Below are 26,442 nucleotides of genomic sequence, written 5' to 3'. Positions count from 1 at the left end.
AACGCCGGACGTGCCGGCAGTGGGCTGCCGGATGTGTCGAGCCTGCGCCGGAAAGCGGCAGTCGCCGGACGGGGCGGTGAAAACAGCCCGTCCGGCGACTGAGGACAGAGTGCGGCGTGCGGCCGTGCAACCTGGCGTGAATACGACCCTGGGCGGCGAGATCTCAGGCCGCCGAGATCAGTGCTCGGACCAGCAGTGGGGTCACCTGTTCGATCTGCCAGCGCCGTGCCCCGTACCCGGTGAGCGCGGACTCGATCGCGTCCGCGGTCGGGTTCTTCGGCGGCTCCCAGCAGATCCGGCGCACTGTGTCCGGGGTGATCAGGTTCTCCTGGGGCATGTGGAGCCGCGCGGCGAGCTCCGACACCGCGGTGCGGGCGGCCGAGAGCCGGGCCGCTGCCGCCGGGTCCTTGTCCGCCCAGGCACGGGGCGGCGGGGGGCCGGCGAGGGTCTGGCCGGGCTGGGGAAGCTCGGCGTCGGGCAGTGCTTTGGCCCGGTCGATGGCCGCCTGCCACTGTTCGAGCTGGCGGCGGCCCATGCGGTGACCGAACCCGGGCAGTGCGGTCAGCGCATGCGTGTTCGGCGGGAGCGCGAGCGCCGCCTCGACGATCGCTGCGTCACCCAGCACCTTGCCGGGGGAGATGTCCCGGCGCCGGGCGACCTGGTCACGGGCGGTCCACAGCTCCCGTACCGCCGCCATCTGACGTCTGCGGCGGACCTTGTGCATGCCGGAGGTACGGCGCCACGGGTCCTTGCGCGGGGGTGCGGGCGGCGCCGAGGCGATCGCGTCGAACTCCTCCCGAGCCCATTCCAGCTTGCCCTGCCGGTCGAGCTCGTCCTCCAGGGCGTTGCGCAGATCGATCAGCAGTTCGACATCGAGCGCCGCGTAGCGCAGCCAGGGGTCGGGCAGTGGGCGTGTGGACCAGTCGACGGCGGAGTGGCCCTTCTCCAGCGAGTACCCGAGCACGCTCTCGACCATGGCGCCGAGGCCGACCCGCGGGAAGCCGGCCAGCCGTCCGGCCAGCTCCGTGTCGAAGAGCCCGGTGGGAGTCATCCCTATTTCGCGCAGACAGGGCAGGTCCTGAGTGGCGGCGTGCAGGATCCACTCGCTGCCGCGCAGGGCGTCGCCCAGTCCCGACAGATCGGGGCAGCCGACCGGGTCGATCAGTGCGCTGCCCGCACCGTCGCGGCGCAGCTGTACGAGGTAGGCGCGCTGGCCGTAGCGGTAGCCGGAGGCGCGCTCGGCATCGACGGCCACCGGGCCGGAGCCCGCGGCGAAGGCGGCGACCACCCGGGCGAGGGCGTCGTCGGATGCCACCACCGGGGGAATGCCCTCTCGAGGTTCGAGCAAGGGGATCGGCGCCGGGGCGACGTCGTCCGGGGGGGCGCCCCCGGTGGTTCGCAGTGAAGTGTCTGCTGCGGTCTCTTGGGCGTCGGTCACGTGTAAAGGGTATCTGTGTATGTAAGGCGCCCGCCGACGGAACGTTCCGTCGGCGGGCGCCGATGAATGTAAACCAGCCGGTCCGTACGGCTGTGTGTACCTTGCGGAGGTGCGGGTTCAGTGGATGATGCCCGTTCGCAGGGCGACGGCGACCATTCCTGCGCGGTCTCCGGTGCCGAGCTTGCGGGCGATTCGGGCGAGGTGGCTCTTGACGGTCAGGGCGGACAGGCCCATGGAGACGCCGATGGCCTTGTTCGACTGGCCTTCGGCGACCAGTCGGAGGACCTCGACCTCGCGACCGGACAGTTCGCGGTAGCCGCCCGGGTGGCTCGGGGTGCCGGGGGGGCGGCGGTGCATACGGGCGGCAGTGGCGCCGATGGGAGCGACGCCTGGACGGGTGGGGTGGCCGATATTGGTTCGGGTGCCGGTGACGACGTAGCCCTTCACGCCGCCCGCGAGGGCGTTGCGTACGGCGCCGATGTCATCGGCGGCGGAGAGGGCGAGGCCGTTCGGCCAGCCGGCGGCTCGGGTCTCGGACAACAGGGTCAGCCCGGAACCGTCGGGCAGATGGACGTCGGCTACACAGATGTCGCGTGGATTGCCGACGCGGGGACGGGCCTCCGCGATGGACGACGCCTCGATGACGTCACGTACTCCGAGTGCCCACAGATGGCGGGTGACGGTGGAACGGACGCGCGGGTCGGCCACGACGACCATGGCCGTCGGCTTGTTCGGGCGGTAGGCGACCAGGCTTGCGGGCTGCTCTAGGAGAACGGACACCAGGCCTCCTGGGGAGTGGCGGGACGGGCCGGCTCGGGGATGAAGCCGGGGCGAACCGTGCTTGAAGGGTCATTGACCTCTTCGGCAGCAGACCCGTCCTCCTTTAGAGGAAGATCACTATTTGGTGAGTAACAATTCGGGCAAATCAGACGTGTGGTCGATTGTACGAAAAAAATGCCGGTGGTTTTGTGACGGTTGTGGCGCGGTGTCGGGGAAAGGTTCAGGCCGGATTCAGGGAGCCTGGGGGCCGCGCCGCTGGGGCAGTGTCACCACCGCAGCATCGGCGGGCCCGGAGGGGGGCAGTCCGGCGATCTGACACAGCAGATCGCCCCACGCCATCAGATGTGCCGCCGTGTCGGGCACCCCGCCACGGCCCTCGCGCGGTGTCCACGACGCCCGGATCTCGATCTGCGTCGCCGGACGCCTAGTGGCCAGCGCACCGAAGTAGTGCGACCCCGTCCGGGTCACCGTGCCACCCGCCTCCCCGTACGACAGACCGCGCGCCTCCAGCGCACCGGTCAGCCACGACCAGCACACCTCCGGCAACAGCGGGTCGGAAGCCATCTCCGGCTCCAGCTCGGCCCGTACCAGCGTCACCAGGCGGAAGGTGCCGTGCCAGGCTTCGTGCCCGGCCGGATCGTGGAGCAGCACGAGGCGGCCGTCCGCGAGATCGTCCTCGCCGTCCACGACCGCGGCCTCCAGGGCGTACGCGAACGGAGCGAGCCGCTTGGGCGGCCGTGTCGGCTCCACTTCCAGCTCGGGGCGCAGCCGCGCCGAGTGCAACGCGTCCACCGCTGACCGGAACGCGGGCGGGACGGATCCACCCTCCGCGCTGTCCTTGCTGTCAGCGCCATCGGATTGATCGGAGAACTGTCCCTGAGCCGGAGCCATGCGGGGAAGAGTAGGCGGAACCGGAGCCTCGTGCAGGGAGAGACACCCGGGCGGGCCCGGCTGCTTACGGCCTCGTGCGAAGATTCTTGGTGTGAGTGCCAACGATCGCCCCATGGGCCAGCAGACGAAGACATCCGCCACCCATGAGTCGGCGTTCCTGAAGGCGTGCCGGCGCGAGCCCGTCCCGCACACACCGGTCTGGTTCATGCGCCAGGCAGGGCGTTCGCTGCCGGAGTACCTGAAGGTGCGCGAGGGCATCCCGATGCTCGACTCCTGCATGATCCCGGAGCTGGTCGCGGAGATCACGATGCAGCCCGTCCGCCGCCACAAGGTCGACGCCGCGATCTACTTCAGCGACATCGTCGTACCGCTCAAGGCCATCGGGATCGACCTCGACATCAAGCCCGGCGTGGGACCGGTCATCGCGGATCCGATCCGCACCCGCGCCGATCTGGCCCGGCTGCGCGATCTCACGCCCGAGGACGTCGGCTACGTCACCGAGGCCATCGGCCTGCTCACCGCCGAACTGGGCTCCACCCCCCTCATCGGCTTCGCGGGCGCGCCGTTCACGCTCGCGAGCTACCTCGTGGAGGGCGGCCCGTCCCGCAACCACGAGCACACCAAGGCCCTGATGTACGGCGACCCGCAGCTCTGGGCGGATCTGCTCGACCGGCTCGCCGAGATCACCGGCGCCTTCCTCAAGGTCCAGATCGAGGCCGGTGTCTCGGCCGTCCAGCTCTTCGACTCCTGGGTGGGCGCTCTGGCCCCCGCCGACTACCGGCGTTCGGTGCTCCCCGCCTCGGCGAAGGTCTTCGAGGCCGTCGCCCCGTACCGGGTCCCGCGCATCCACTTCGGTGTCGGCACCGGCGAACTCCTCGGCCTGATGGGCGAGGCGGGCGCGGATGTCGTCGGCGTGGACTGGCGGGTGCCGCTGGACGAGGCAGCGCGCCGCGTCGGCCCCGGCAAGGCGCTCCAGGGCAACCTCGACCCCGCGGTGCTGTTCGCGCCGACGGCGACGGTGGAGCAGAAGACCCAGGAGGTACTGGACGCGGCTGCCGGTCTCGAGGGCCATGTCTTCAACCTGGGCCACGGCGTGATGCCGTCGATGGACCCGGACGCCCTGACGCGGCTCGTGGAGTACGTGCACGAACGGACCGCGCGCTAACGACCTGGGGGCCGATAGGGAGCGGGCTCGCGCCGCCCTGCGACTCCGCTTGCCGCGTTGTCGTCGGTCATCGATGCGCCTTCCCCGAGCTCTCGGCTTCGCTCGACCAGGGGAGACCCCATCCGACTCTCTCCTCCGCCTTGCAATCGAAGCCGCACGACGACGCTCCCTGATCCACTCCCTATCGCCCCCCCAGGTCGTAAGCGGAGCAGGACACCGGGCACCGCACACGCAGAGCCTGTCGGGTGACCTTCGATCGTCCGCCCGATCAGAGTTCGCCCGACAGGCTCTCAGGCGGTGCCCGCCCGCCGCAGCGCCGTCACCGCCTTGCGAGCCGCCACCAGGACCGGGTCCCAGACCGGTGAGAACGGCGGGGCGTAGCCCAGGTCCAGGGCGGTCATCTGGTCCACCGTCATCCCGGCCGTGAGCGCCACGGCCGCGATGTCCACGCGCTTGGCCGCCCCCTCCCGGCCCACGATCTGCACACCGAGGAGCCGCCCCGTGCGGTACTCCGCGAGCATCTTCACCGTCATGGGCTGCGCCCCCGGGTAGTAGCCCGCCCGGCCCGTCGACTCGATCGTCGCCGTGACGAACCGCAGGCCCACCGCGCGGGCGTCCTTCTCCCGCAGCCCGGTGCGGGCGATCTCCAGATCGCAGACCTTGCTCACCGCGGTGCCCACCACCCCCGGGAACGTCCCGTAGCCGCCGCCCACATTGGCCCCGATGATCTGGCCGTGCTTGTTGGCATGGGTGCCCAGCGCGATATGGCGGGTACGGCCCGCCACCAGGTCGAGGACCTCGACACAGTCGCCGCCCGCCCAGATGTTGTCGTGCCCGACGACCCGCATCGACAGATCGGTGAGCAGGCCGCCGTGCGGGCCCACCGGGAGGCCGACGGCGCGCGCCAGCGTCGTCTCCGGCTCCACACCGATACCGAGCACCACCACGTCCGCAGGGTAGGAGGTGTCGCCGGCGGCGACGGCGCAGACCCGGCCGTCCGGGCCGGTGCTGATCGCGGTGACCTCGGCCCGGTTGACCGTGGTGATGCCCAGGCCGTCCATCGCGTCATGGACCAGCCGCCCCATGTCGGGGTCGAGCGTCGCCATCGGCTGCTCGCCGCGGTTGAGCACGGTCACCTCGAAGCCGTGCTTCAGCATCGCCTCCGCCATCTCGACGCCGATGTAGCCTGCCCCGACGACGACCGCCCGCCCGCGCCCCGGCGCCACCCTGTCCAGCGACTCCAGCAGCGCCTGCCCGTCGTCCAGAGTCTGCACGCCGTGCACCCCGGGCGCGCCCATGCCGGGCAGCGCCGGACGCACCGGCCGGGCCCCCGTCGCGATCACCAGCTTGTCGAAGCCCGTCCAGTACGACTCACCGGTCTCCCGGTCCAGGGCCCGCACCCGCTGTCCGGCCACATCGATCTCCGTGACCTCGGTGCGCATCCGCAGGTCGATGTCGCGGGCCCGGTGCTCCTTCGGCGTACGGGCGATGAGGTCGTCCCGCTCCGTGACGTCGCCCCCGACCCAGTACGGGATGCCGCAGGCGGAGTACGAGGTGAAGTGGCTCCGCTCGAAGGCGACGATGCTCAGCTCGTCGGGACCCTTGAGCCTGCGGGCCTGGGACGCGGCGGACATGCCCGCCGCGTCACCGCCGATGACCACCAGTCTCTCCGCCGTCATGCCTGGTCCCTTCGACACCGAGTCCGAAGGGACCACGCTACGACGCCGGGGGCGTGGACGAGGACCCGGACTGCTCGGGCGCCCGCGGCGCACGGCGTCCGGGCAGGCGGCCCTTCAGCAGCCGCCACAGCAGCAGGAGTACGGCGGCCGCGGCCAGGAACGGGGCCGCGGCGCCCACCGCCATCGCGAGCCACCGCAGCATCGTGACGAACGCGTGCCAGCCGCCGCCGAGCGCGTCCAGGAATCCGGGGTCGTCGTCGCCGTCCTCCGTCACCGTCTCCGGCTCGGAGAGGTCGAGCGTGATCGTGGCGAGCGTGGTGCGGTCCTTCAGCGACTTCTGCCGGGCGAGCAGCGACTCCAACGAGGCCTGACGGCTGCTCAGTTCACCTTCCAGCGCGACCACATCGGTGATCTTCTCGGCCTGGTCCATCAGCTTGCGCACCCGTGCCACACTCGCCCGCTGGGTGGCGATCCGGCTCTCCACGTCGACCACCTGGTCGGTGACGTCCTTCGCCGACGACGTGCGCGACAACAGCCTCCCGGCGCCCGCGAGATCCCGTAGCACCGCGTCGTACTCGCCCTGCGGAACACGCAGCACGATATGTGAAATTTCATATGTATCGTCGATCCGCTCCGTCTCCTCGCGGGCCACCAGGCCGCCCGAACTCTCCGTGACCGAGCGGGCGGCCGCGGCGGCCTTCGGCACGCTCTTCACCTCCACGGAGAGCGAGGCGGTACGTATGACATGGGTGCCGGCGGGCAGGGCGTCGGGCTTCTTGAGCTCCGCCGATGAACCGCCGCCCTCCGGCGCCGCCCTTTGCCCCGGCTTTTCGGCCGCGGAGTCCGCGGCGCCCTGCCCGGCCGGGGCGATCGCCTTCTTGGCGTCCCCGGAACTCACGTCGCTCGTACCGTCGGAGCCGCCGCAGCCGCTCAGCGTGAGGAGGCCGGCCAGAAGCCCGGCGGCCAGGATCGTGCGCGAACGACGGACGGATGAACGGCCAGGATGCCGGTCTGTCTGCATGGCTCGGTCTGTCTGCATAACTGCTCTCCCGGGGCGGGTGGTTGATGGTGCCGGTTCGACGTGCGGGGCAGGGGGCGGGTTGCCCGATACCGGTTTCGAAGCGGTCACGTTCAGGACTCGGAACAGGCTTTGAGAGAGTGGAGGCATGCAGCGTTCAATAAACCGCGCAGACACAGGTACGGGTCATGTCGTCGTCATCGGCGGTGGCATCGCCGGTCTCACCGCCGCCCACCGGCTCCTCGGTGCAGGGCTGCGGGTCACCCTCCTCGAGGCCACCGACCGGCTCGGCGGCAAGCTCATGACCGGTGAGATCGCGGGTACCCAGGTCGACCTGGGCGCCGAGTCGATGCTCGCCCGGCGCCCGGAAGCGGTCGCCCTGGCACGCGCCGTCGGGCTCGGTGACCGCCTCCAGCCGCCCGCCACGGCCGCCGCATCGGTCTGGACGCGCGACGCCCTGCGGCCCATGCCCAAGGGCCATGTGATGGGCGTACCGGGCGACCCGGCGGCGCTCGGCGGAGTGCTCTCCCCGGAGGGCCTCGCGCGCATCGCGCAGGAGCGCGACCTCACCCCGACCACCGTCGGCGACGACGTCGCGGTCGGTGCGTACGTCGCCGACCGGCTGGGCCGCGAGGTCGTCGACCGGCTCGTGGAACCGCTGCTCGGCGGTGTGTACGCGGGCGACGCCTACCGGATCTCGATGCGCGCCGCCGTACCGCAGCTCTTCGAGGTGGTACGGGAGGGCGGCTCGCTGCTCGACGGTGTCCGGCGCATCCAGGAGCGGGCAGCGGTCCTGCAGCAGACCGGACCGGTCTTCCAGGGCATCGACGGCGGCATCGGCACCCTGCCGTACGCGGTCGCCGACGCCGTACGCGCTGCGGGCGGGGAGATCGTGACCGCCACCCCCGTCCTCGGCCTGACCCGTACCACCGACGGCTGGGACATCCGCACGGACAGCCGGGTGATCACCGCCGACGGCGTCGTGCTGGCCGCCCCCGCATGGTCCGCCTCCACCCTGCTCGCCGCCGAGTCCCCGGCCGCCTCCGCCGAGCTCGCCGGTGTCGAGTACGCGTCGATGGCGCTCGTCACCATGGCGTTCCGCCGCTCCGACGTGGCTGCCACCGGCGCACTCGAGGGGCGCTCCGGCTTCCTCGTACCGCCGGTCGACGGCCGCACCATCAAGGCCTCCACCTTCTCCACCCACAAGTGGAACTGGGTCGCCGATTCCGCCCCCGACCTGTTCGTCCTGCGCACCTCCGTCGGCCGGTACGGCGAGGAGGACCATCTGCACCGCGAGGACAGCGAGCTGGTCGACGTATCACTGCGCGATCTCGCCGAGGCGACCGGGCTGGCCGCGAAGCCCGTGGACACCGAGGTCACCCGGTGGATCGGCGGACTGCCCCAGTACCCGGTGGGTCACCTCTCCCGGGTCGCCCGGATCCGCGACGAGGTCGCCAAGCTGCCCGGCCTGCGGGTCTGCGGAGCGGTCTACGACGGGGTCGGCATCCCGGCGTGCATCGCGAGCGCCCACCGTGCCGCGGACGAGATCGCCCGCGACCTCACCGGCGGATCCGGGGAAGAGATCATCGCCACGTCGACCCTGGTTCAGGGCACACGGAGCGAGGCGGGACAATAGCCGTATGAGTGCGCCTGAGAAGATTCCCAACGCCGGCAAGAAGGCCAAGGACCTCAATGAGGTCATCCGCTACACGCTGTGGTCCGTCTTCAAGCTGCGCGATGTCCTGCCCGCGGACCGTACCGGTTACGCCGACGAGGTCCAGGAGCTGTTCGACCAGCTCGCGGCGAAGGACATCACCGTCCGCGGCACCTACGACCTCTCCGGTCTGCGCGCCGACGCCGACATCATGATCTGGTGGCACGCCGAGACCGCGGACGAGCTGCAGGAGGCGTACAACCTCTTCCGGCGCACGAAGCTGGGCCTGGCGCTGGAGCCGGTCTGGTCGAACATGGCGCTGCACCGCCCCGCCGAGTTCAACAAGTCGCACATCCCGGCGTTCCTGGCCGACGAGACGCCGCGCAACTACATCAGCGTCTACCCCTTCGTGCGCTCCTACGACTGGTACCTGCTGCCGGACGAGGACCGTCGCCGCATGCTCGCGGACCACGGCAAGATGGCCCGCGGCTACCCCGACGTCCGGGCCAACACCGTCGCCTCCTTCTCGCTCGGCGACTACGAGTGGGTCCTCGCCTTCGAGGCCGATGAGCTGCACCGCATCGTCGACCTGATGCGTCACCTGCGGGCCTCCGAGGCGCGGATGCACGTCCGCGAGGAGGTTCCGTTCTTCACGGGGCGCAGGAAGTCGGTTGCAGACCTGGTGGCCGGGCTCGCGTAGCGAGCGGGCTTCGACCACCCCAACCCGGAAGATCAGAAGGCGGGCACCGGCGCGTTCCGCGCCGCCCGCCGTTCCAGCGACACCGGGTTCGGCTCCGGGTTCGCCGCAGGCTCCCACCTGCGGCGACCCCGGAACCTACAGAGAAGTCAGCCCGAACCGGACGAGCAGCGAGACCACCGGGACGCCGCCGCCACTCAGGAACTGCTGCCACAACCGGACCCGCCACCGCAGCTGGAACCGCTGCTGCTGGAGCAACTGGAGCCGCTCGACCCGCCGCAGCCGGACCCCGAACCGCAGCTCGACCCCGAGCTGCAACCGCCACCTCCGCTGCTGCTGCCACCGTCATGGGAGCTTCCGCAACTGCCGTTGCCGGGGCCCGTACCGGCACACCACACCGCCGGTGCGACGAACATGCCGGAGGAGTCCGAGGACGAGGAGGACCGTGAGCCAGAGAGCAGCGGCCGCCCGGCCGGGCGCATCCGGGCCGCCGCCGACAGCTGAGCCTGCAGCGCGGGATCGGGGTGGGCCCGCAGTCCGCGCGTGGCCACCAGATGGGCCGGGTGCGGGTTGTACGCATGGGCGGTGCGGTACGCCTCGGCGGCCCGACGCCCCGCCTTGGTGACCCGCCCCCGGGCGACAACGGCGCAGACGAAGCCGATCGGGGAACCGACGAGCAGGGCCGGGAGCACCTTGAAGACGAACGGCACGGAGAAGCCCACGTCGGGCGAGACCTCGGCCATGACCTGCGTAGCCGTCACCACGAAGCTGACCGGAATGGCCAGCACACAGACCAGCCCCTGCGCGATGCCCCAGCGACACCACGTCCGTCTCGCGGCGGGCACGGCCAGCAGGCCGCGGGCCGCGAGCCCGTCGCCGATCTCCTGCACCGCGGGGTGCCGCATCACCGCATAGCGCAGGGTGTGCAGCGCGCCGCTGGGTGCCATGGCGTGTTCCTGGAGCACCGCGCGCTCCACCAAGTCACGGGCATCCACCTGCTGGACGGCGACGATGCCGGGACCACCGATGGCGAGCCGCCCGTCCGTCTGCATCGCGGTGAGCACGGTGTCCACCACCCTGCCCGGGCCACCGTTCAGAAAAGCGACTTCGAAGAGGTCGTGGACGGAGCCGCCGGACCCGCCACGGGCACGCGCCAGACCCACGATCAGGAGGACCGACGAGACCACGACGCCGAGATCCACCAGCACTGCGAGGGCGTTCATACCGGTCACCTTCCGGCCAGGGCCGCGCGGGCCGCTCGTATCAGCCGGGTGGAGCGGCGCGGCGGTCGGGCGGCGGCCCGGTCCTGCCACCAGTGGGTCAGCCGGCGCCGTGCCGCGTCGTCGGCGGGCTCGCCGGCGATCAGCAGCGCCTCGGCGAAGTCCAGCGCGTCGCGCCGGTAACCGGCGGACATGGGACGGGTTCTGGCGTACGCGAGGAAGGCGCCCCGGTAGCCGGCGCCCAGAATCTCCGGCAGCTCGGGTGCCACCTTGGCGACGACCCCGGCCCGCTTGGCGGCCAGGGCACGGCTCTGAATCCCGAGCCGGCGGTGGTCGAAGCCCTGCGGGGCGGGGGTGCCCTCGACGAGGGCGGAAAGCAGCGCGGTCTGGTCGACCGCGGCCCGGTCGCGCACGGATTCCAGGGACGGACCGGGGCTCCGGCCAGATCGCGACACGGAATTCCCGGCGTGCACGGACGCGTCGGCGCCCAGGGCGTGTTTCGGAAGCAGCGTCGTCCGCCCCCGGCCGGACGGGACTTTCGAAACACGCCCTGGGGCCAGCGTGGCGCGGATCGTGATCAGTTCGCCCGCCAGCTCCTCGGCCGACGGGAAGTCGTCGTCCCGTTCCAGGAGGACGCCGGGCGGGTCGACCCGCGAGCGCAGCTCGGCGAGGACGTCGAGCACGGGCTCGGTGACCGGGTGGGCGTGGGTGTCGTGCCAGACGCCGTCCTTCTCGACGCCGCCCGCCACATGTACGTACGCGATGGCCTCCACCGGCAGTTCGTCGAGCGCGGTGGCCGGGTCCTCACCGCGGTTGACGTGGTTGGTGTGCAGATTGGCGACATCGATCAGCAGCCGGACACCGGTGCGCTCGACCAGCTCCGCCAGGAACTGTCCCTCGGTCAGCTCCTCGTCGGGCCAGGAGATCAGCGCCGCGATGTTCTCCAGTGCCAGCGGCACCGGCAGCGAGTCCTGCGCGATCCGTACGTTCTCGCACAGCACGTCCAGCGCGTCCCAGGTCCGCGGCACGGGCAGCAGATGGCCCGCTTCCAGCCCCGGCGAAGCGGTGCGTGGCCCCCCGGCCCGTACGAACGCGATGTGCTCGGTGACCAGCGGCGTGCCGAGCAGCTCGGCCCTGGCCGCGAGATCCGCGAGCCGTCCGGTGTCGGGACGCTCGGCCCCGCCGAGGCCGAGCGAGACGCCGTGCGGGACGACGGTGACACCGCGCGCCCTGAGCCGCACCAGCGAATCGGGCAGATGGCCGGTGCAGATGTTCTCCGCGACCGCCTCCACCCAGTCGATCCCCGGCAGCGCCTCGACGGCGTCCGCGATCTCCGGCCGCCAGCCGATGCCGATTCCCAGCTTCATGCTCGTCCCCCTCCTCCACTCCGTGCAGGGCTGATAGCCCTGCCGGGTGGTGGTGAATCCGAAGAGGGGGACGTTCAGAGGTTGATTTGAGGTTCCCGGCCCGGGGCGGTCAGGGAATCGGCATCGTTGAGAGGTACGCATCGCCGCAGCGGGAGGTTCAACGGGCCCTGCGGGCACGGGGGAACGGCCTCGCCCCCGCTCAGCCGCGCAGCGCGGGGTGGTCGGCGACCACCGTGCACGACCCCGGAGCGATCTCGGTGAACCCGGCGTCGCGCACCACCGGAAGCCCGCTCACCGTGAGTACCTGCCAGCGGCTCGCCTCCGCGGTGGCGACCGACAGCGGGAAGCCCGCCTCGCGCCACGCCTTGCGCTCCGTCCCGGACAGCTCCCACCAGGCGAGCTGCGCACCGTGTCCGGCCTGCGCCATCGCCTTGCCCGCGGACATGTCCAGCTCCGGGTTCAGCCAGAGCACCGGGCCATCGGGATCGGGCGCGGCCGGCGGCTCGGGGTCGTCCAGATCAGTCCCCGACACCTGGAGCTTCGCCAGCTCCTTCGGCCAGCCGTCCAGAGGCACCGGAGGGAAGACCCGTACCTCGGCGCTCTCGCCCGTGACCGTGATGCCGGGCAGCGTGGAAGCCTTGCGCCACTCCGCGCCGCGCGCCCGCCGCACCACCTTGCGGATCCGGGCGTCCTGCCAGTCCCGCATCGCCCGCGCCCACTCGCCCTCGTCGGCCGACCGCTCGTCGGAGAGCATCTCGAGCACCGCGCGCGCGGCGGTCCGCAGCGCGTCGGTGCGGGCCGGAGGAGCCGTCTTCTCGATGTGCACGACCAGCGGCAGCACGTACTGCCGGGCCTCGTCCCGGCGCGTCCGCTCGGACCTGAACGGGCTGTCCGCCGCAGCGGAGCAGGGGGTGGCCGGGGGTACGGACAGGGATACGGGGGTGTCGTTGTCGCTCACTCGTCCCAGTCTGCCAGCCGCCCGAGAATCGTTTCTTGGTGAAATGAATCGCTCTGGGTGAGGATGCACCGCATGAAGAGCGATCTCTTTTCCAGCGAGAACATGGCGCAGCAGGCAACCGCCCCCGGGATGACCCTGCAGAACGCCAAATCCATCAAGTACGCCGTCAACGGCGAGATGCACGCCCGACAGGGATCGATGATCGCCTTCCGTGGTGATCTGCAGTTCGAGCACAAGAGCCAGGGCCTCGGCGGCCTGCTCAAGCGTGCCGTCACCGGCGAGGGGCTGCCGCTGATGGTGGTCCGCGGCCAGGGCGAGGCCTGGTTCGCGCACGAGGCGGCCAACTGCTTCATCGTGGACATGGAGCAGGGTGACGTCCTCACCATCAACGGCCGCAACGTGCTCTGTTTCGACGCCACGCTCTCCTACGAGATCAAGACCATGAAGGGCGCAGGCATGACCGGCGGCGGCCTCTTCAGCACCGTCTTCACCGGGTACGGCAAGCTCGGCCTGATGTGTGAGGGCCACCCCATAGTGATACCCGTCATGCCCCAGCAGCCGGTGTACGTCGACACGGACGCGGTGGTCGGCTGGAGTGCAAACCTGACCACTTCGCTGCACCGTTCGCAGAGCTTCGGCTCGATGATGCGCGGCGGGTCCGGAGAGGCCGTCCAACTGCGGCTGGACGGCGAGGGCTTCGTGATCGTACGACCCAGTGAGCTCAAGCCCGAGAAGGCGTCGGCCAACTGAACCCGAGCGGGGTGGGCCGTCGGTGCGCCTAACGGCGCGTTCGCATCAGGTCGGAGACCTTCACGAAGCGGTACCCGCGCTTGCGCAGCTCCGGGACCAGCCGGCGTACGGCCTCGTCCGTGACCGGAGCCGCGCTGCGGGTGCAGTGCATGACGACCACCGAGCCCGGCTTCACCCCGTCCAGCACCTGCTGCGCCACCGCGTCCGCATCCGTCGCGAACGCATCGCCGCTGACGACGTCCCACTGCACCGCCGTCACCTTCGCGGGTGCGAGGGCGCGCCGTGCCGCGTCGTCGTAGCAGCCGCCGGGGAAGCGGAAGTACGGCACCACATTGCGCACACCCGCCTTCCGGAACGCGGCGAAGGCCCGCTCCACATCGCCGCGCATCTCGTTCTTCGCCACGGTCGGCAGCCCGTAGCAGGGGGACTTGAAGGCGTAGTGGCTGTACGAGTGGTTGGCGACCTCGAAGAGCGGATCGGCGCCGATGGACCGGGCCTGCGCCGGGTACTCATCGGCCCACCGTCCCGTCATGAACACGGTCGCGGGCACCTTCAACCGGCGCAGCAGCGCGATCAGTTCGGGGTTGTCGAAGTGCTCGCCCGCAGCCGCGCGCGGCCCCTCGTCGGCCGTCATGTCGGCGTCGAAGGTCAGCGCCACCACCTTCTCGCCGGTCTTCGCCCCGCGTGCGAAGACCGGCGTCGGCGCGCCGGGAACCGGAGCCGAGGCGGGTGGCTGCTCCCTTGCGGTGGGGGCCGCGCTCACGGGCGGCGGTTTCGGGATCGCATGCGACGGGGCATGGCCGGCAACGGCCGTTCGCCCCGCGTCCGGGTGCCGGTCGGCAGGGGAGCCTGCGGGGCCTCCGCAGGCGGCGAGGCAGCCGAGAGCCGTACCCAGAACAGTCAGAGACGCAAGTTTGCGGGCTGAGTTGATCACTCAGGGAAGGTATCGGGATATCGCATTATCGGTCGCCCGTGGCGCTCCTTCGCATCGAAGTCGGTCTCGGATTCACTCGGGCCGATCAGCGCCACGGCCCCGTCACCGCGAACGTCGTCCCCGGCGTATAGCAGTTGACGAACATCGTCCCGCCGTCCGGAGCGAACGTGACCCCGGCGAACTCGCCCCACGCGGGCTCCTCGGGCGTCCCGATGTTCTGCCGCCCCCGCGCCATCGCGTACACCTCACCGCCCCGCGTCAGGCCGAACACATGCTGTGCGCCGTCGCCGTCCTCGCACACCATCAGCCCGCCGTCGGAAGCAAGGCAGATGTTGTCGGGGGACTCGCCGGGCAGCTGGACGTCCGTACCGGGACCGAAGACGATCACCAGCGTGAGGCGGCGCCGCTTCGGCTCGTACCGCCACACCTGGCCGTAGTGGTCGGCCGCCGAACCCTGCGAGCTGCGCGCGAAACTGGAGACGAAGTAGACCGCGGACCCGCCCCAGTAGCAGCCCTCCAGCTTCTGCGCGTGGGTGATGCCCTTCGGGCCGAAGTCCTGGAACCGGATCGGAGTCACGGCCGCCTGCGGATCCGGTACGGGAACCCACTCGACGCCCTCGAAACTCGCACCGGTCTCCTGGACCGCGGAGAGATCGGGGACGCCAGGCACCCGCATGGCCTCCAGATGGCCGCCGGCCCGCAGCGAGCCCGTCCCGCCGAGTGGTTTCCTCGGCAGGAAGCGGTAGAAGAGCCCGAACGGCTTGTCGAACGCGTCTTCCGTCTCGTACACGATCCCGTTCTTCGGATCGATCGCGATCGCCTCGTGCTGAAAGCGGCCCATCGCGGTGAGCGGCACGGCCCCGGTGCGGTGCGGATCGGCGCCGTCCACCTCGAAGACGAAGCCGTGGTCCTTGGTGTAGCCGTTGGTGCCGGCCTTGTCCTCGGTCTCCTCACAGGTCAGCCAGGTGTTCCAAGGGGTGCGGCCGCCCGCGCAGTTGACCGCGGTACCGGCGATGGCGACGCGTTCGCCGAGGACGTTGTTGCGGCCGTCCAGCTCCAGGGCCGTACAGCCGCCCTTGCCCATCGGGTCGTAGGTGAGGCCCTCGACGGCCGGTACCGGGATTCTTCCGGTGGCGCGGTTCTCGTGATTGCGTACGAGACGGACGTGTCCGTGCCGGCCGGCGAAGGCGGCCATGCCGTCGTGGTTGCTGGGGACCTGGCCCTCGCCGGAGCGGAGCGGGTCGCCCTCCCGGGACAGGACCCGGTAGCGGAATCCCTTCGGGAGGTCGAGCAGCCCGTCCGGGTCGGGCACGAGCGGGCCGTAGCCGCTGTGTCCCCGGGCGGCGGCGGTACCCGCGAAGAGTTCGCAGAACGCCCCGGCGAAGGCGATCGAGGCAACGGCCGCGCCGCTGCCGGCCAGGACCTGTCGTCGTGTTGCGGACTGTCGTGCCGATGCTGATGACATGAGGCAACTCCCTGCTGGCGGACAGGAGATGTGACCCGCATGTGTGTACCACGCGTATCGTCGCGCGGGAACCATGCGGGTCACGAGCCTCATGCGTGTCACTGGCCCACAAAGACCCCCGTGGGGTCAGACCAGGGACGCGGTGAGCGTGATCGTCGTGCCCGTGAGTGCCTGGCTGACCGGGCAGTTCGCCTTGGCGCCCTCGGCGGCCTTGACGAAGCCCGCCTCGTCGAGACCCGGCACCTCGCCCTGGACGGTGAGGTGAATACCGGTGATGCCGGTACCGGCCTGGAAGGTGACATCGGCCTGGGTGTTCAGCCGGGTCGGCGGGGTGCCGGCGGCGGCCAGGCCGTGGGACAGCGCCATCGAGAAGCAACTGGAGTGTGCCGCCGCGATGAGCTCCTCGGGACTGGTCTTCCCGTTCGCCTTCTCCGTGCGGGACGGCCAGGAGACCTCGTAGTCCCCGATGCCGGAGGAGTCGAAGGTGACGACACCCTTGCCCTCGATCAGGTTGCCTTCCCAGACCGTGTGCGCCTGACGCGTGGTAGCCATGCTGGATCCCTTCAAACGGTGTGCGCGGTGATACGGGAGATACGAGGCGCCCGGGGCACCTCGGGCGTACCACCCGAACCTGCATCGGGTGGTGCGCCCCCGAACCTACTGCGCCACCAGACCCTTTGCGTCGCGTGCCAGCGCCGTCAGCCGGGAGATCGCCCGGAAGTACTTCTTCCGGTACCCGCCGTTCAGCATCTCCTCACTGAACAGCTTGTCGAACGGGACCCCGGAGGCGAGTACCGGAACCTCCCGGTCGTACAGCCGGTCGGCGAGGACGACGAGCCGCAGCGCGGTCGACTGGTCCGGCACCGGCTGGACCTCGGTGAGGCAGACGGCCCGCAGGCCGTCCGTCAGCGCGCCGTAGCGGCTCGGATGGACCCGGGCGAGATGGTCGAGGAGCGAGGGGAAGTCGTCCAGGCTGGCGCCCTCGGTGGTGTATGCGGCCTTGGTGACCTGCTCGCCGGAGTACGGCGCGGGGGCCTCGGGCAGCCCGCGGTGGCGGTAGTCCTCGCCGTCGATCCGCAGCGGACGGAAGTGCGAGGACAGTCCCTGGATCTCCCGCAGGAAGTCGGCGGCGGCGAACCGGCCCTCACCGAGCTTGCCGGGCAGCGTGTTGGAGGTGGCGGCGAGCGCGACCCCGGCCTCGACCAGCCGGCTGAGCAGCGACGACACCAGTACCGTGTCACCCGGGTCGTCCAGCTCGAATTCATCGATGCACAGGAGCCGGTGCCCGCTCAGTGTCTGCACGGTCTGCTGGAAGCCCAGCGCACCGACCAGGTTCGTCAGCTCCACGAAGGTGCCGAATGCCTTCAGCGACGGCGCGGCGGGCGTGGCGTGCCAGAGGGAGGCCAGCAGGTGCGTCTTGCCGACGCCGTAGCCGCCGTCGAGATAGACCCCGAGGGGTGCCGCGGGCGCCGCCGGCTTCTTGCTGAACCGCCCACCCGTCGCCCGCCACCACCCCTCCAAGGAAGCGCTTCGCGCGCTCCTGTTCTTGCCGGAGCCGGTGGCATGTGCCCCGCCGAGCCCGGCCGCGAAGCCGCTCAGGACCTTGACCGCCTCGAACTGGCTCGGCTGGCGGGGGTCCGGGACATACGTATCGAAGCGTACGGAGTCGAAGCGGGGCGGCGGCACCATCTCGGCGACCAGGCGGTCGGCGGGGACGTGCGGCTCAAGGGCGCACAGGGACAGCGGGGCCGTTTCGGCTATGGGGCTCTGCCCCGGCACGGCGGTGGAGGACGACACAACCGTCAACCTTACGACCTCGCCCACGATTGTCAGCAGCGTCGCGGCGTCTGGGACCGCACCCCATTTGCCCTTCTGCCCCGAGCGCCGTGCCAGACTGCAGAACATGCGACGCCTCTTCCCTGTGACCGATCTGACACCGGCTGATAACGAGGGGGAGTGGAGCCTGGACCGTCTGGCCGATGCCTACGCGTACCCCGAGCAGGAGGGCCCCTGGCTGCGCGCCAACATGGTTTCGACGCTCGACGGCGCCGCACAGCACGACGGGCGCTCGCAGCCGATCTCCTGCAAGAGCGACATGCGGATCTTCGGTACCCTGCGCGGTCTGGCAGATGTGGTCGTGGCGGGGGCGGAGACCGTACGGCTGGAGGGCTACCGGCCCGCCAGGGCCCGCGAGGCCTTCGCTGCCCGCCGGGCCGCGGCCGGGCAGGGGCCCGCACCGGCGATCGCCGTGGTGAGCGGCAGCCTGGACCTGGACTTCTCGTTGCCGCTCTTCGTCTCGCCCCTCGTCCCGACCCTTGTGCTGACCGGCGCCGGAGCCCCTGCGGACCGGATCGAGGCGGCGCGGAAGGCGGGCGCCGAGGTGGTGATCGCGGGGGAGGGCTCCGGGGCGGACCCCGCCAGGGCCGTACGGGAGCTGGCGGACCGTGGGCTCAAGCGGCTGCTGACCGAGGGCGGACCCAGGATGCTGGGCCAGTTCGTGGCGGCCGGGGTGCTGGACGAGCTCTGTCTGACGCTCTCGCCGATGCTGACCGCCGGAGACGCGCAGCGGATCGCCGGGGGCCCCTCGGTGGCCGTGCCGGAACGATTCGCCCTGACATCGGTGCTGGAAGAGGCCGGGTTCCTCTTCACCCGATACCGTCGGATCTGACATTCGGCGGAATTTGCCGTTCCGGTTAGCTTCCGGTGGGCACAATCACTCTCGCCGGGCCCCGTGCGAGCACGGGGAAGGATCGTTTCAGCAGGGGCCGGTGACGGTCACTGAAGCAGAAGGGCGCCTGTGGTGTTCACCAGCGTTTTGATGATCGAGAAGGCCCTCACTTCCGAGGACGTCGAGTTCGTCACCACCCTGCACGGGGAGGAGCAGACCTCTTTCGTCGTGCTCATGCAGCCGCGCGGTGATCAGGCCGATGTGCTGTTGCGGGCCATTGACGACCTGGCGATGGGTGAACTGAAGGAAGCGGCCCGGGAGGGTGAGGAGCCGGAGGGCAATAATGCCCGGCAGCCCGCCGAACTGGCGCTCGAAGTGTCACTCGAGGCTCTGCGGCAGGCAGGTTCCGAAGCGGTCGGACAGGTGATCGAGGAACACCCGCTGGACAAGCTGAGGGCCGTGGTCGACGACGCGGGGGCTGATGAGGTCATCGTGCTCACCGCGCCGCACTACGTGGAAGAGTTCTTCCACCGGGACTGGGCTTCCAGGGCCCGGCACAAGGTCGGCGTACCGGTGCTCAAGCTCTTCGCGCACAGCGAATAGGCTGGGCGGGTACTGGTTTCGACTTCTGGGGAGACACACGCATGGCACCCGGTATTCCTGCCGCCATGGAACGGCCGCACTTCATCGGCATCGGCGGCGCCGGAATGTCGGGCATCGCGAAGATCCTCGCCCGGCGCGGCGCGAAGGTCGCGGGCAGTGACGCCAAGGAATCGGCAACGGCCGAGGCGTTGAGGGCCCTGGGAGCGACCGTCCACATCGGACATGCCGCCGGACATCTGGCGGACGACGCCTCGTGCGTGGTCGTCTCCAGCGCCATCCGCCCCGACAACCCGGAGCTGGTGCGCGCCGCCGAGCTGTCGATCCCTGTCGTGCACCGCTCCGACGCGCTCGCCTCCCTGATGGGTGGCCTGCGCGCGATCGCGGTGGCCGGTACGCACGGCAAGACGACCACCACATCGATGCTGGCCGTCGCCCTGTCCGAACTGAACCTCGACCCCTCGTACGCCATCGGCGGCGACCTCGCGGGCCCCGGCACCAACGCCGCACACGGCGAGGGCACGATCTTCGTCGCCGAGGCGGACGAGAGCGACCGCAGCTTCCAGAAGTACGACCCCGAGGTCGCGATCGTCCTCAACGTCGAACTGGACCACCACGCGAACTACGCCTCGATGGACGAGATCTACGAATCCTTCGAGACGTTCGCCGGCAAGATCGTCCCCGACGGAACCCTGGTGATCGCCGCCGACCAGCCCGGCGCCGTCGAGCTGGCCAAGCGGGTGCGCGCCCTGTCGTCGGTGAAGGTCGTCACCTACGGCGAGTCCGAGACCGCCGACGTACGCGTCCACAAGGTCACCCCGCGCGGTCTGACCAGCGAGGTCACGGTCCTCCTGAACGGGAAGTACCTCGCGTTCACGGTCTCCGTGCCCGGCCGCCACTACGCCCACAACGCGGTCGCGGCCCTCGCCGCCGGTGTCGCCCTCGGTATCCCGGCCCACGATCTGGCCTCGGCCCTCGGCAAGTACACCGGGGTCAAGCGCCGCCTCCAGCTCAAGGGCGAGGCGGCCGGGGTGCAGGTCATCGACTCGTACGCACACCATCCCACCGAGATGACCGCGGACCTCGAAGCGATGCGCGGCGCCGCATCCGACACCCGCCTCCTGGTCGTCTTCCAGCCCCACCTGTTCTCGCGCACCCAGGAGCTCGGCGCCGAGATGGGCCAGGCCCTCGCGCTGGCCGACGCCTCCGTGGTCCTGGACATCTACCCGGCCCGCGAGGACCCGATCCCCGGCATCACCAGCGAACTGATCATCGATGCCGCGAGGTCAGCGGGCGCAGATGTCACCGCGGTCCACGACAAGGCGGCGGTCCCCGAGGTCATCGCGGGAATGGCGAAGCCCGGCGACCTCGTTCTCACCATGGGAGCGGGCGACGTCACGGACCTCGGCCCGCAGATCCTGGACCACCTGTCGAGCTGAGGGAGCGACGTGCCGTACGACATCGAGAAGCCGGACGAGCAGTGGCGGGCGGAGCTGACCCCCGCCGAGTACGCGGTCCTGCGCCAAGCCGGCACCGAACCCGCCTTCGTCGGCGAGTACACCGAGACCAAGACCACAGGCGTCTACTCCTGCCGCGCCTGTGACGCGGAACTGTTCCGCTCCGACACCAAATTCGAGTCGCACTGCGGCTGGCCGTCCTTCTACGACCCGAAGGACACGGACGCGGTCGAACTGATCCAGGACCGCAGCCACGGCATGGTCCGCACCGAGGTCCGCTGCGCCCGGTGCGGTTCGCACCTCGGCCATGTCTTCGAGGGCGAGGGCTACCCCACCCCGACGGACCAGCGGTACTGCATCAACTCGATCTCGCTGCGGCTGACACCCGACGAGGGCTGACGGCGGAGCGGCCGGGGGCCGAGGGGCGCGACTGAGCGAGGGCCGGCGCCGGGCGTGCGTCAGCCCTCGTTCTCGTCCTCGGGGTTCTCCGGTCGCAGCAGCGGGTGGGCGACCCCCGGGAAGACCCGGGCCCGCACGACCGGCTCCGCCGACCCGCCGCGGACGGCCGTCTCGGCGACGCCCCACGGCCGACCGGGCAGCACCACGGTCAGGATGTACGAGGACGCGCAGCCCATGCAGTCGTAACGGTCCGCCCAGGTCTCCACGTCCGTGACACTGCCGGGGTAGCGCGCCACATGCCGGTGCAACGCGTGACAGCGCTCGCACCTCTCGCCGGGCTCGCACGTACCACCGCAGGGGCACGGAACGTCGAGCGAGTCGGCGGGACGCCAGCGCTGGGTGAGGACGGCCTCACGCGTGGCGCCCATGTCCTTCATCGCCTTCAGATTGCGGGCGGCGACGTTGTACGACTCCCCGGTCGCGGCCATCCGTTCCCGGATGACGTCCTTGCGTCCGCGGTTCGTCGTCATCTGTTCCTCCTGGGGATGTCACGCAGCCCGCCAGGAGCACACGAGATCGATATGTCACACCGTACCGGTCGCCCCGGGCGGGTCATGACATCCCGGGTTCCCGGCGAGACTCCTGCCCCACCACCGCCGCACCCGTGCCGTCGGCCTGCTGCCAAGCCGTCTGCCGAAGCCGCCCGGACGGTTCCACGCCCGGAACGCCTCCACCGTGCGGCTGCCGCCCGTACGCCCGGCGGCCTCCACCGGTTCGGCCCGGCGCGCGGCAAGGATCCCGTCCAGTGCTCCACCATCACGCCAATGGCCTACACACCGCCGGCCCCTTTGGTCGTTGGTCGTCTTCGGATTGATGAATCCCCCGTGGGCGCCGCGATGCGGGCCCAAGGGTCTTTCTGGCTACAGGAGTTGCTCGGATGAATCTCAAGACTCTCTCCGCGACCGCCGCCGTTCTGGCGCTGGCCGGTCTCACCGGTACGTCCACGGCCAACGCGGTGCCCGGCACGGTCTCCGGTGACGGCGGCAACCGCATCGGCACCCTGCGCGCCAACGGTGACGCGTACGTGAAGGAGGGTGGCCTCAGCGCCACTTGGGTCAAGGAGCGCGACAACGTCAAGCAGGTCGCCCTGTCGGGCAACCGCATCGGCGTCCTCACGGGTGACGGCGTCGCCTGGGTGAAGGAGGGCGGCCTCAGCGCGACATGGGTTCGCGAGTCAGACGACGTCAAGCAGATCGCCCTGTCCGGCGACCGCATCGGCGTCCTCAAGGACAACGGCGACGCGTACGTGAAGGAGGGCGGCCTCAGCGCCACCTGGGTCAAGGAGGCTGACAACGTCAAGGAACTGGAACTGTCCCGAAACCGCATCGGTGTCGTGAAGGGCAACGGTGACGCGTACGTGAAGGAGGGTGGCCTCAGCGCCACCTGGGTCAAGGAGCGCGACAACGTCATCGGCATCGACCTGTCGGGCAACCGCATCGGCGTCCTCACGGGTGACGGCGTGGCGTGGGTGAAGGAGGGGGGCCTCAGCGCGACGTGGGTCCGGGAGTCCGACGACGTCATCCAGCTCGAACTCTCGGGCAACCGCATCGGCGTCCTGAAGGACAGCGGTGACGCGTACGTGAAGGAGGGCGGTCTCAGCGCCACGTGGGTCCACGAGTACACCCACACCATTCAGATCGCCCTGTCCGGCAAGCGCATCGGCGTCCTCAAGGGCGACGGTGACGCCCGGGTCAAGGAAGGCGGCCTGAGCGCGACGTGGGTCCTGGAGGCCAACAACGTCACGGAGCTGGCGCTGTCCTGACACTTGATGCCTGACGCGTGATACCCGCCGCGCCGCGCCCCGGAGTTGATCCGGTGCGCGGCGCGGTGTCATGCCGGTTTCGCTTCTGGTCAGCCGTTCACGGCGTACGCGACGAAGCCGGTCCAGGCGGCGGGGGAGAGGGCGAGCTGGGGGCCCTGCTCGACCTTGGAGTCCCGGACGTGGACGGTGGTGGGGCAGGTGGCTACTTCTACGCAGTCGTCTCCGGAACCGCCGCTGTAGGTGGATTTGTGCCAGGAGTGGGCGACTTCTACGCAGGAGTCGCCTGAGGGGCTGCTGTAGCTGCTCTTGAACCAGGCCAGATCTGTGGTGCTCATACCGCTCCTCGCATCCGCTGCAACAGGCTCACGGAGTCTTCGAGGGAGTGAGCCTGTGAACGCATCCTGGCATACCGCATCTGGAGCGTGCTGACCACTGTTGGGTCGGCGTGGAAGTGACCACTCTCTTGACCCTCGCCGTAAGCGAACCACTTGTGGTCGGGCGTCTCCAGTAGCCGCATAGGGCCGTCGAGCCCTGCATGGCTCTCCCGAACCTGAGGCATGATCTGTACCTCGATGTTCCGGAGCTGGGCCAGCCGGAGAACGTGATCGATGAGGTTCCGCGTGACCTCCGCACCGCCTGTTCGGCGCAGGAACAGGTGCTCTTCGAGGATGAAGCTGTACGCAGTGTTCGGCCGTTCTGTCAGTAGTCGCTGTCGGTCGAGTCGAGCCGTGAGCTGCGCCTCGATCTGCTCGTCCCCCAGGGGCGGAAGCTGATTTACGAACAGTGCCCGCGCGTACGCCTCCGTCTGCAACAGCCCAGGAATCAACCGGCACTCGTAGGTGTACAGGCTCAGCGCCTCAGCCTCCAACTGCGCCCACTGCCGGAACCAACTGGCCAACCCCGGCCGCCGTGACAGATGCTTCGCCGCAGCTTTGATGACCCCGAACGCGTCCAGCACCTCTTCCGCCCGCTCCACGAAAGCGAGTGGCGGAAACCGTCTCCCTTGCTCGATCGAGGCGACCGTCGGCACCGAGTACCGCACCTTCGGGGCGAACTGTTCCTGTGTCAGCAGCGCTCGTTTACGGAAGGTCTTGACGACCTCCCCGAACGCCTTCAGGCTGTCCGAGGGCTCCGGCTCCCCGTTCACGCCCGTCGCTCCGCCCGTTCCGCCGATGCCGTCCGTCATGTCCGGCTACCTCCTGTGCCCTGCGCCTGTCCAGGTCCGCAACTCACCCATGGTCACGGACGGTTACACGTACCGTCCACCCTCCGCACCCGTACGCTGACTCAGCGTACGAGTCGCTGAGCTGGTCCGATGGGTGTTCCGGCCGCAACGGTGGGCGCATGGAAGCACTCGTCAACCCCCAACCTCCGTTCACCGTACGTGTGTTCGCGCAACGCTTCAGCTCGACTCCACGAGGAGCGAGGCTCGCCCGTCATCTCGCACTGCACGTGCTGCACGACTGGGGCATCCCGTACCGCAGTGACGCATCGGAGGCGGCGGCGCTGATCGTCGCCGAGCTGGCCACGAACGCGGCAACGCACGGCCGGGTGCCGGGCCGTGACTTCGAGTTGCAGCTCACCCACGCACCGGGTGATACGGATCTGCTCGGCGTCCTGCGGATCGAGGTCAGCGATACGCGGGGCGAGCGGCGCCCACCGGGGCCGGGGGAGCTTGTGGCGCCGCCGCCCGGTTCCGGCTGCGGGCACGGGCTGATGCTGGTGGAGGCGCTGGCCGACCGGTGGGCGGTGCTGGACCGCGTACCGCCGGGGAAGACGGTCCGCGCCGAACTGGACCTGCTGTACTGATCGCGGTGACCGCCGCCACCAGCCCGTTCTGCTTGTTGTGGCGATCGAAAATGGGGCACTCTGGGCACATGACCGCCGAGCCTGCCGACTACAGCCGAGGCATCGACCCCGAACGTGCCCTGAAGTACGCCGTCCAGAACATCCGAGGCGATCGTGCTCAGATCGTCGAAGGGATCATCGAGCCCGTGTCGCCCACCTGGGATCACGAGGCCACGGCCGAGGCGATCCGCGACCAGATCAAGCCGCGCGCCCGTGAACTGGGGTGCGTCACCGGTTCAGGGAACCTGGATCTGCCCGGTTCGTCGAACTGGTACGTACCGGACATCGCTGTTGTGCCGGCCGTGGACGCGAAGGGCGCGGGTGCGTTGCTGCCCGATCAGACGTTGCTCGTGGTCGAGGTGACCAGTGAGTCCAACGCGGGGACGGACCGGGTGGTGAAGCGACGACGGTATGCCGAGTACGGGGCGCCGCTGTATCTGCTGGTCGACCGGGTGGAACGGAGCATCACTCTGTTCGCCGATCCAGGAAAGCTGGGGTACACGCGGGTGGACGGGCCGCACCCGTTCGGGGCCGTGCTTCATCTTCCGGGACCATTCGATCTGGACCTGGACACGGGCGAGTTGTGAGTGCGGGGGGAGCGGCTCCGTCCCAGGAATGCGGGATCGTTGATCGATCCGGGAATTCCGTAGCCGCCGAAACCGCTGGAAAGGTGTGCCATGCCCGCCCTGACAAGTGCTGAGGCACGGGAGAGATTCGCCGCGGCGCGCATCGCCCGCCTTGCGACGACCGACACGGCGGCCCACCCGCACCTGGTGCCGGTGGTGTTCGCCTTGGACGGCGATGCGGTGGTGCTGGCCGTGGACCACAAGCCGAAGCGGACGACGCGGCTGAAACGCCTGGCCAACATCGCCGCCAACCCGTCGGTCTGCCTGCTGGCCGACCACTACGAGGACGACTGGGACCGCTTGTGGTGGGTCCGGGCCGATGGTGAAGCCCGTGTGCTCCCGCCGCCGGACCGGTCAGCCGAGGCAGCCCGCTGCGTCAGCCTGCTCGCGGCGAAGTACCCGCAGTACGCCGACCGGCCCCCCGACGGACCGGTGGTCGAGGTCGGGGTCCTGCGCTGGAGCGGCTGGCGCGCTTCGTGACAGTACGTCCGCAGACAGCAACCTCCGTCGGCTCGTTGGCATGCCGCACCGTCGATGACCTGGTCAGGCCGCATCAGGCGGAGTCGCGGCTCCGCGTCAACCGGCGCAGCCGGCCCCTCCCTCGGAGATCAGCCTTCAACGCGGATCAGGTAGGGACTCATGTCGTCATCGGCATCGCCAGCCTGAAAGCCCGCGGATCCGAGAATTGCGATCAACGTCGCGTACATGTGCTCGGTCACAAAGCTGAAATACCGGAACGCCGATGACTGGATCTCGCCCTTCTGCGCACTCTCCGCTGCAGCGCGATTCAGGGACGGATTGATCAGCCACTGGACGAAGACTCCTCCCCTGGAGTCATCTGCCGGGTCCACCCAGACCAGCGCGCCCTCCGCGGCAGACGCCCGGTTTACGTCCTGATGCACGGTGAACCCAGCCATCGCCAACGCTTCGGCCACCCCACCGGCCAGATCGTTCCGTTGAGCGATCTCCGCCTCGCTCGCCTTTTTGATTTCGAACATCACTACCT

The 26,442-nt window shown here is 70.0% G+C and carries 28 protein-coding genes; 12 read left to right on the top strand and 16 right to left on the bottom strand.

Annotated elements, in window-relative coordinates; all coding sequences use genetic code 11:
• Nucleotides 1-163 precede the first annotated feature (163 nt).
• The 3 genes from ACH4EW_RS12985 to ACH4EW_RS12975 all read right to left on the bottom strand — a co-directional run bounded on the left by ACH4EW_RS12985 (nucleotide 164) and on the right by ACH4EW_RS12975 (nucleotide 3,109).
• The gene (locus ACH4EW_RS12985) at nucleotides 164-1,438 is read right to left on the bottom strand and encodes an HRDC domain-containing protein (RefSeq protein ID WP_398255339.1); all 1,275 of its coding nucleotides are present in this window, start codon (nucleotides 1,436-1,438) and stop codon (nucleotides 164-166) included.
• 117 nt (nucleotides 1,439-1,555) lie between these two features.
• Nucleotides 1,556-2,218: a response regulator transcription factor gene (locus ACH4EW_RS12980; protein ID WP_093899280.1), complete on the bottom strand. Its 663-nt coding sequence runs from the start codon at nucleotides 2,216-2,218 to the stop codon at nucleotides 1,556-1,558.
• A 231-nt stretch (nucleotides 2,219-2,449) separates the two neighbouring features.
• Complete coding sequence (locus ACH4EW_RS12975) at nucleotides 2,450-3,109, bottom strand: DUF3000 domain-containing protein (RefSeq protein WP_398255336.1); 660 nt, start codon at nucleotides 3,107-3,109, stop codon at nucleotides 2,450-2,452.
• A gap of 91 nt (nucleotides 3,110-3,200) precedes the next feature.
• Here ACH4EW_RS12975 and hemE point away from each other — a divergent pair, with 91 nt between their 5' ends.
• Entirely contained in the window at nucleotides 3,201-4,274 is a 1,074-nt protein-coding gene (gene hemE, locus ACH4EW_RS12970; RefSeq protein WP_398255334.1) for a uroporphyrinogen decarboxylase, read from the top strand.
• Between the two features lie 290 nt (nucleotides 4,275-4,564).
• Here the strand turns inward: hemE and ACH4EW_RS12965 are convergent, their stop codons facing one another.
• Together ACH4EW_RS12965 and ACH4EW_RS12960 are read right to left on the bottom strand one after the other, a co-directional pair.
• Nucleotides 4,565-5,953: an FAD-dependent oxidoreductase gene (locus ACH4EW_RS12965; protein WP_398255331.1), complete on the bottom strand. Its 1,389-nt coding sequence runs from the start codon at nucleotides 5,951-5,953 to the stop codon at nucleotides 4,565-4,567.
• A gap of 37 nt (nucleotides 5,954-5,990) precedes the next feature.
• Complete coding sequence (locus ACH4EW_RS12960) at nucleotides 5,991-6,992, bottom strand: DUF4349 domain-containing protein (protein ID WP_398255329.1); 1,002 nt, start codon at nucleotides 6,990-6,992, stop codon at nucleotides 5,991-5,993.
• Between the two features lie 127 nt (nucleotides 6,993-7,119).
• On the opposite strand from ACH4EW_RS12960, the gene hemG reads away from it, so the two are divergent.
• Together hemG and hemQ are read left to right on the top strand one after the other, a co-directional pair.
• Complete coding sequence (gene hemG, locus ACH4EW_RS12955) at nucleotides 7,120-8,607, top strand: protoporphyrinogen oxidase (protein ID WP_398255327.1); 1,488 nt, start codon at nucleotides 7,120-7,122, stop codon at nucleotides 8,605-8,607.
• 4 nt (nucleotides 8,608-8,611) lie between these two features.
• On the top strand, nucleotides 8,612-9,325 hold the full coding sequence (hemQ, locus tag ACH4EW_RS12950) for a hydrogen peroxide-dependent heme synthase (RefSeq protein WP_398255325.1): 714 nt from the start codon (nucleotides 8,612-8,614) through the stop codon (nucleotides 9,323-9,325).
• 194 nt (nucleotides 9,326-9,519) lie between these two features.
• Here hemQ and ACH4EW_RS12945 read toward each other — a convergent pair whose 3' ends face one another.
• The 3 genes from ACH4EW_RS12945 to ACH4EW_RS12935 all read right to left on the bottom strand — a co-directional run bounded on the left by ACH4EW_RS12945 (nucleotide 9,520) and on the right by ACH4EW_RS12935 (nucleotide 12,867).
• Nucleotides 9,520-10,545, bottom strand: a complete 1,026-nt coding sequence (locus ACH4EW_RS12945; RefSeq protein ID WP_398255323.1) for a TIGR04222 domain-containing membrane protein — start codon at nucleotides 10,543-10,545, stop codon at nucleotides 9,520-9,522.
• A 5-nt stretch (nucleotides 10,546-10,550) separates the two neighbouring features.
• A complete protein-coding gene (locus ACH4EW_RS12940; RefSeq protein ID WP_398255320.1) occupies nucleotides 10,551-11,909 on the bottom strand; it encodes a DUF692 domain-containing protein in 1,359 nt (452 codons plus the stop codon).
• A gap of 199 nt (nucleotides 11,910-12,108) precedes the next feature.
• Nucleotides 12,109-12,867, bottom strand: coding sequence for a peptidyl-tRNA hydrolase (locus ACH4EW_RS12935; protein WP_398255317.1), 759 nt, complete (start codon nucleotides 12,865-12,867; stop codon nucleotides 12,109-12,111).
• A gap of 72 nt (nucleotides 12,868-12,939) precedes the next feature.
• On the opposite strand from ACH4EW_RS12935, the gene ACH4EW_RS12930 reads away from it, so the two are divergent.
• Nucleotides 12,940-13,617 carry an AIM24 family protein gene (locus tag ACH4EW_RS12930; protein ID WP_398255315.1) on the top strand — a complete coding sequence of 226 codons (678 nt, stop codon included), beginning with the start codon at nucleotides 12,940-12,942 and terminating at the stop codon, nucleotides 13,615-13,617.
• A 28-nt stretch (nucleotides 13,618-13,645) separates the two neighbouring features.
• On the opposite strand, the gene ACH4EW_RS12925 is transcribed toward ACH4EW_RS12930, so the two are convergent.
• The 4 genes from ACH4EW_RS12925 to zapE form a co-directional block, all read right to left on the bottom strand.
• The gene (locus ACH4EW_RS12925; RefSeq protein WP_398256034.1) at nucleotides 13,646-14,548 is read right to left on the bottom strand and encodes a polysaccharide deacetylase family protein; all 903 of its coding nucleotides are present in this window, start codon (nucleotides 14,546-14,548) and stop codon (nucleotides 13,646-13,648) included.
• Between the two features lie 88 nt (nucleotides 14,549-14,636).
• On the bottom strand, nucleotides 14,637-16,016 hold the full coding sequence (locus ACH4EW_RS12920) for an alkaline phosphatase PhoX (protein WP_398255312.1): 1,380 nt from the start codon (nucleotides 16,014-16,016) through the stop codon (nucleotides 14,637-14,639).
• A gap of 126 nt (nucleotides 16,017-16,142) precedes the next feature.
• Nucleotides 16,143-16,568, bottom strand: coding sequence for an OsmC family protein (locus ACH4EW_RS12915; RefSeq protein ID WP_398255309.1), 426 nt, complete (start codon nucleotides 16,566-16,568; stop codon nucleotides 16,143-16,145).
• A 105-nt stretch (nucleotides 16,569-16,673) separates the two neighbouring features.
• Nucleotides 16,674-17,813: a cell division protein ZapE gene (gene zapE / locus ACH4EW_RS12910; RefSeq protein WP_398256031.1), complete on the bottom strand. Its 1,140-nt coding sequence runs from the start codon at nucleotides 17,811-17,813 to the stop codon at nucleotides 16,674-16,676.
• A gap of 106 nt (nucleotides 17,814-17,919) precedes the next feature.
• Between zapE and ACH4EW_RS12905 the strand changes: the two genes are divergently transcribed.
• The 4 genes from ACH4EW_RS12905 (at nucleotide 17,920) to msrB (ending at nucleotide 21,140) form a co-directional block, all read left to right on the top strand.
• Nucleotides 17,920-18,684 (top strand): pyrimidine reductase family protein, encoded by a 765-nt coding sequence (locus ACH4EW_RS12905; RefSeq protein WP_398255306.1) that lies wholly within the window; start codon nucleotides 17,920-17,922, stop codon nucleotides 18,682-18,684.
• Between the two features lie 150 nt (nucleotides 18,685-18,834).
• On the top strand, nucleotides 18,835-19,287 hold the full coding sequence (locus tag ACH4EW_RS12900) for an indole-3-glycerol phosphate synthase (protein WP_398256028.1): 453 nt from the start codon (nucleotides 18,835-18,837) through the stop codon (nucleotides 19,285-19,287).
• Nucleotides 19,288-19,328: 41 nt separating this feature from the next.
• Entirely contained in the window at nucleotides 19,329-20,723 is a 1,395-nt protein-coding gene (murC, locus tag ACH4EW_RS12895; RefSeq protein ID WP_398255303.1) for a UDP-N-acetylmuramate--L-alanine ligase, read from the top strand.
• A 9-nt stretch (nucleotides 20,724-20,732) separates the two neighbouring features.
• The gene (gene msrB, locus ACH4EW_RS12890) at nucleotides 20,733-21,140 is read left to right on the top strand and encodes a peptide-methionine (R)-S-oxide reductase MsrB (protein ID WP_398255301.1); all 408 of its coding nucleotides are present in this window, start codon (nucleotides 20,733-20,735) and stop codon (nucleotides 21,138-21,140) included.
• Nucleotides 21,141-21,199: 59 nt separating this feature from the next.
• Here the strand turns inward: msrB and ACH4EW_RS12885 are convergent, their stop codons facing one another.
• Nucleotides 21,200-21,670, bottom strand: a complete 471-nt coding sequence (locus ACH4EW_RS12885; protein ID WP_398255298.1) for a hypothetical protein — start codon at nucleotides 21,668-21,670, stop codon at nucleotides 21,200-21,202.
• Nucleotides 21,671-22,077: 407 nt separating this feature from the next.
• Here ACH4EW_RS12885 and ACH4EW_RS12880 point away from each other — a divergent pair, with 407 nt between their 5' ends.
• Nucleotides 22,078-22,962, top strand: coding sequence for a peptidase S1 (locus tag ACH4EW_RS12880; RefSeq protein WP_398255295.1), 885 nt, complete (start codon nucleotides 22,078-22,080; stop codon nucleotides 22,960-22,962).
• A gap of 89 nt (nucleotides 22,963-23,051) precedes the next feature.
• On the opposite strand, the gene ACH4EW_RS12875 is transcribed toward ACH4EW_RS12880, so the two are convergent.
• Together ACH4EW_RS12875 and ACH4EW_RS12870 are read right to left on the bottom strand one after the other, a co-directional pair.
• Nucleotides 23,052-23,297 (bottom strand): DUF397 domain-containing protein, encoded by a 246-nt coding sequence (locus ACH4EW_RS12875; protein WP_398255293.1) that lies wholly within the window; start codon nucleotides 23,295-23,297, stop codon nucleotides 23,052-23,054.
• The gene (locus ACH4EW_RS12870; protein ID WP_398255290.1) at nucleotides 23,294-24,148 is read right to left on the bottom strand and encodes a Scr1 family TA system antitoxin-like transcriptional regulator; all 855 of its coding nucleotides are present in this window, start codon (nucleotides 24,146-24,148) and stop codon (nucleotides 23,294-23,296) included. Before ACH4EW_RS12870 ends, ACH4EW_RS12875 begins: the two co-directional genes overlap by 4 nt.
• A 158-nt stretch (nucleotides 24,149-24,306) precedes the next feature.
• Here ACH4EW_RS12870 and ACH4EW_RS12865 point away from each other — a divergent pair, with 158 nt between their 5' ends.
• From ACH4EW_RS12865 to ACH4EW_RS12855, 3 genes are all read left to right on the top strand, one after another.
• Complete coding sequence (locus tag ACH4EW_RS12865; RefSeq protein WP_398255288.1) at nucleotides 24,307-24,771, top strand: ATP-binding protein; 465 nt, start codon at nucleotides 24,307-24,309, stop codon at nucleotides 24,769-24,771.
• A 68-nt stretch (nucleotides 24,772-24,839) separates the two neighbouring features.
• On the top strand, nucleotides 24,840-25,397 hold the full coding sequence (locus tag ACH4EW_RS12860; RefSeq protein WP_398255285.1) for a Uma2 family endonuclease: 558 nt from the start codon (nucleotides 24,840-24,842) through the stop codon (nucleotides 25,395-25,397).
• A 90-nt stretch (nucleotides 25,398-25,487) separates the two neighbouring features.
• Nucleotides 25,488-25,916 carry a TIGR03668 family PPOX class F420-dependent oxidoreductase gene (locus tag ACH4EW_RS12855; protein ID WP_398255282.1) on the top strand — a complete coding sequence of 143 codons (429 nt, stop codon included), beginning with the start codon at nucleotides 25,488-25,490 and terminating at the stop codon, nucleotides 25,914-25,916.
• Nucleotides 25,917-26,044: 128 nt separating this feature from the next.
• On the opposite strand, the gene ACH4EW_RS12850 is transcribed toward ACH4EW_RS12855, so the two are convergent.
• Nucleotides 26,045-26,434 (bottom strand): hypothetical protein, encoded by a 390-nt coding sequence (locus ACH4EW_RS12850; protein WP_398255279.1) that lies wholly within the window; start codon nucleotides 26,432-26,434, stop codon nucleotides 26,045-26,047.
• Nucleotides 26,435-26,442 lie beyond the last annotated feature (8 nt).

It is taken from the genome of Streptomyces sp. NPDC018000 (assembly GCF_044328025.1).
Taxonomy (GTDB): Bacteria; Actinomycetota; Actinomycetes; order Streptomycetales; family Streptomycetaceae; genus Streptomyces.
The sequence above is the reverse complement of the archived record's forward strand: the minus strand, read 5'-3'. Positions and strand labels throughout refer to the sequence as shown.

What these genes read in the sequence shown, in the direction of transcription:
- ACH4EW_RS12975 (WP_398255336.1), bottom strand. Translation starts at nt 3,109, where the DNA reads ATGGCTCCGGCTCAGGGACAGTTCTCCGATCAATCCGATGGCGCTGAC.
- ACH4EW_RS12965 (WP_398255331.1), bottom strand. Translation starts at nt 5,953, where the DNA reads ATGACGGCGGAGAGACTGGTGGTCATCGGCGGTGACGCGGCGGGCATG.
- ACH4EW_RS12960 (WP_398255329.1), bottom strand. Translation starts at nt 6,992, where the DNA reads ATGCAGACAGACCGAGCCATGCAGACAGACCGGCATCCTGGCCGTTCA.
- hemG (WP_398255327.1), top strand. Translation starts at nt 7,120, where the DNA reads ATGCAGCGTTCAATAAACCGCGCAGACACAGGTACGGGTCATGTCGTC.
- hemQ (WP_398255325.1), top strand. Translation starts at nt 8,612, where the DNA reads ATGAGTGCGCCTGAGAAGATTCCCAACGCCGGCAAGAAGGCCAAGGAC.
- ACH4EW_RS12945 (WP_398255323.1), bottom strand. Translation starts at nt 10,545, where the DNA reads ATGAACGCCCTCGCAGTGCTGGTGGATCTCGGCGTCGTGGTCTCGTCG.
- ACH4EW_RS12940 (WP_398255320.1), bottom strand. Translation starts at nt 11,909, where the DNA reads ATGAAGCTGGGAATCGGCATCGGCTGGCGGCCGGAGATCGCGGACGCC.
- ACH4EW_RS12930 (WP_398255315.1), top strand. Translation starts at nt 12,940, where the DNA reads ATGAAGAGCGATCTCTTTTCCAGCGAGAACATGGCGCAGCAGGCAACC.
- ACH4EW_RS12920 (WP_398255312.1), bottom strand. Translation starts at nt 16,016, where the DNA reads ATGTCATCAGCATCGGCACGACAGTCCGCAACACGACGACAGGTCCTG.
- ACH4EW_RS12915 (WP_398255309.1), bottom strand. Translation starts at nt 16,568, where the DNA reads ATGGCTACCACGCGTCAGGCGCACACGGTCTGGGAAGGCAACCTGATC.
- ACH4EW_RS12905 (WP_398255306.1), top strand. Translation starts at nt 17,920, where the DNA reads ATGCGACGCCTCTTCCCTGTGACCGATCTGACACCGGCTGATAACGAG.
- ACH4EW_RS12900 (WP_398256028.1), top strand. Translation starts at nt 18,835, where the DNA reads ATGATCGAGAAGGCCCTCACTTCCGAGGACGTCGAGTTCGTCACCACC.
- murC (WP_398255303.1), top strand. Translation starts at nt 19,329, where the DNA reads ATGGCACCCGGTATTCCTGCCGCCATGGAACGGCCGCACTTCATCGGC.
- ACH4EW_RS12885 (WP_398255298.1), bottom strand. Translation starts at nt 21,670, where the DNA reads ATGACGACGAACCGCGGACGCAAGGACGTCATCCGGGAACGGATGGCC.
- ACH4EW_RS12880 (WP_398255295.1), top strand. Translation starts at nt 22,078, where the DNA reads ATGAATCTCAAGACTCTCTCCGCGACCGCCGCCGTTCTGGCGCTGGCC.
- ACH4EW_RS12875 (WP_398255293.1), bottom strand. Translation starts at nt 23,297, where the DNA reads ATGAGCACCACAGATCTGGCCTGGTTCAAGAGCAGCTACAGCAGCCCC.
- ACH4EW_RS12870 (WP_398255290.1), bottom strand. Translation starts at nt 24,148, where the DNA reads ATGACGGACGGCATCGGCGGAACGGGCGGAGCGACGGGCGTGAACGGG.
- ACH4EW_RS12865 (WP_398255288.1), top strand. Translation starts at nt 24,307, where the DNA reads ATGGAAGCACTCGTCAACCCCCAACCTCCGTTCACCGTACGTGTGTTC.
- ACH4EW_RS12860 (WP_398255285.1), top strand. Translation starts at nt 24,840, where the DNA reads ATGACCGCCGAGCCTGCCGACTACAGCCGAGGCATCGACCCCGAACGT.
- ACH4EW_RS12855 (WP_398255282.1), top strand. Translation starts at nt 25,488, where the DNA reads ATGCCCGCCCTGACAAGTGCTGAGGCACGGGAGAGATTCGCCGCGGCG.
- ACH4EW_RS12850 (WP_398255279.1), bottom strand. Translation starts at nt 26,434, where the DNA reads ATGTTCGAAATCAAAAAGGCGAGCGAGGCGGAGATCGCTCAACGGAAC.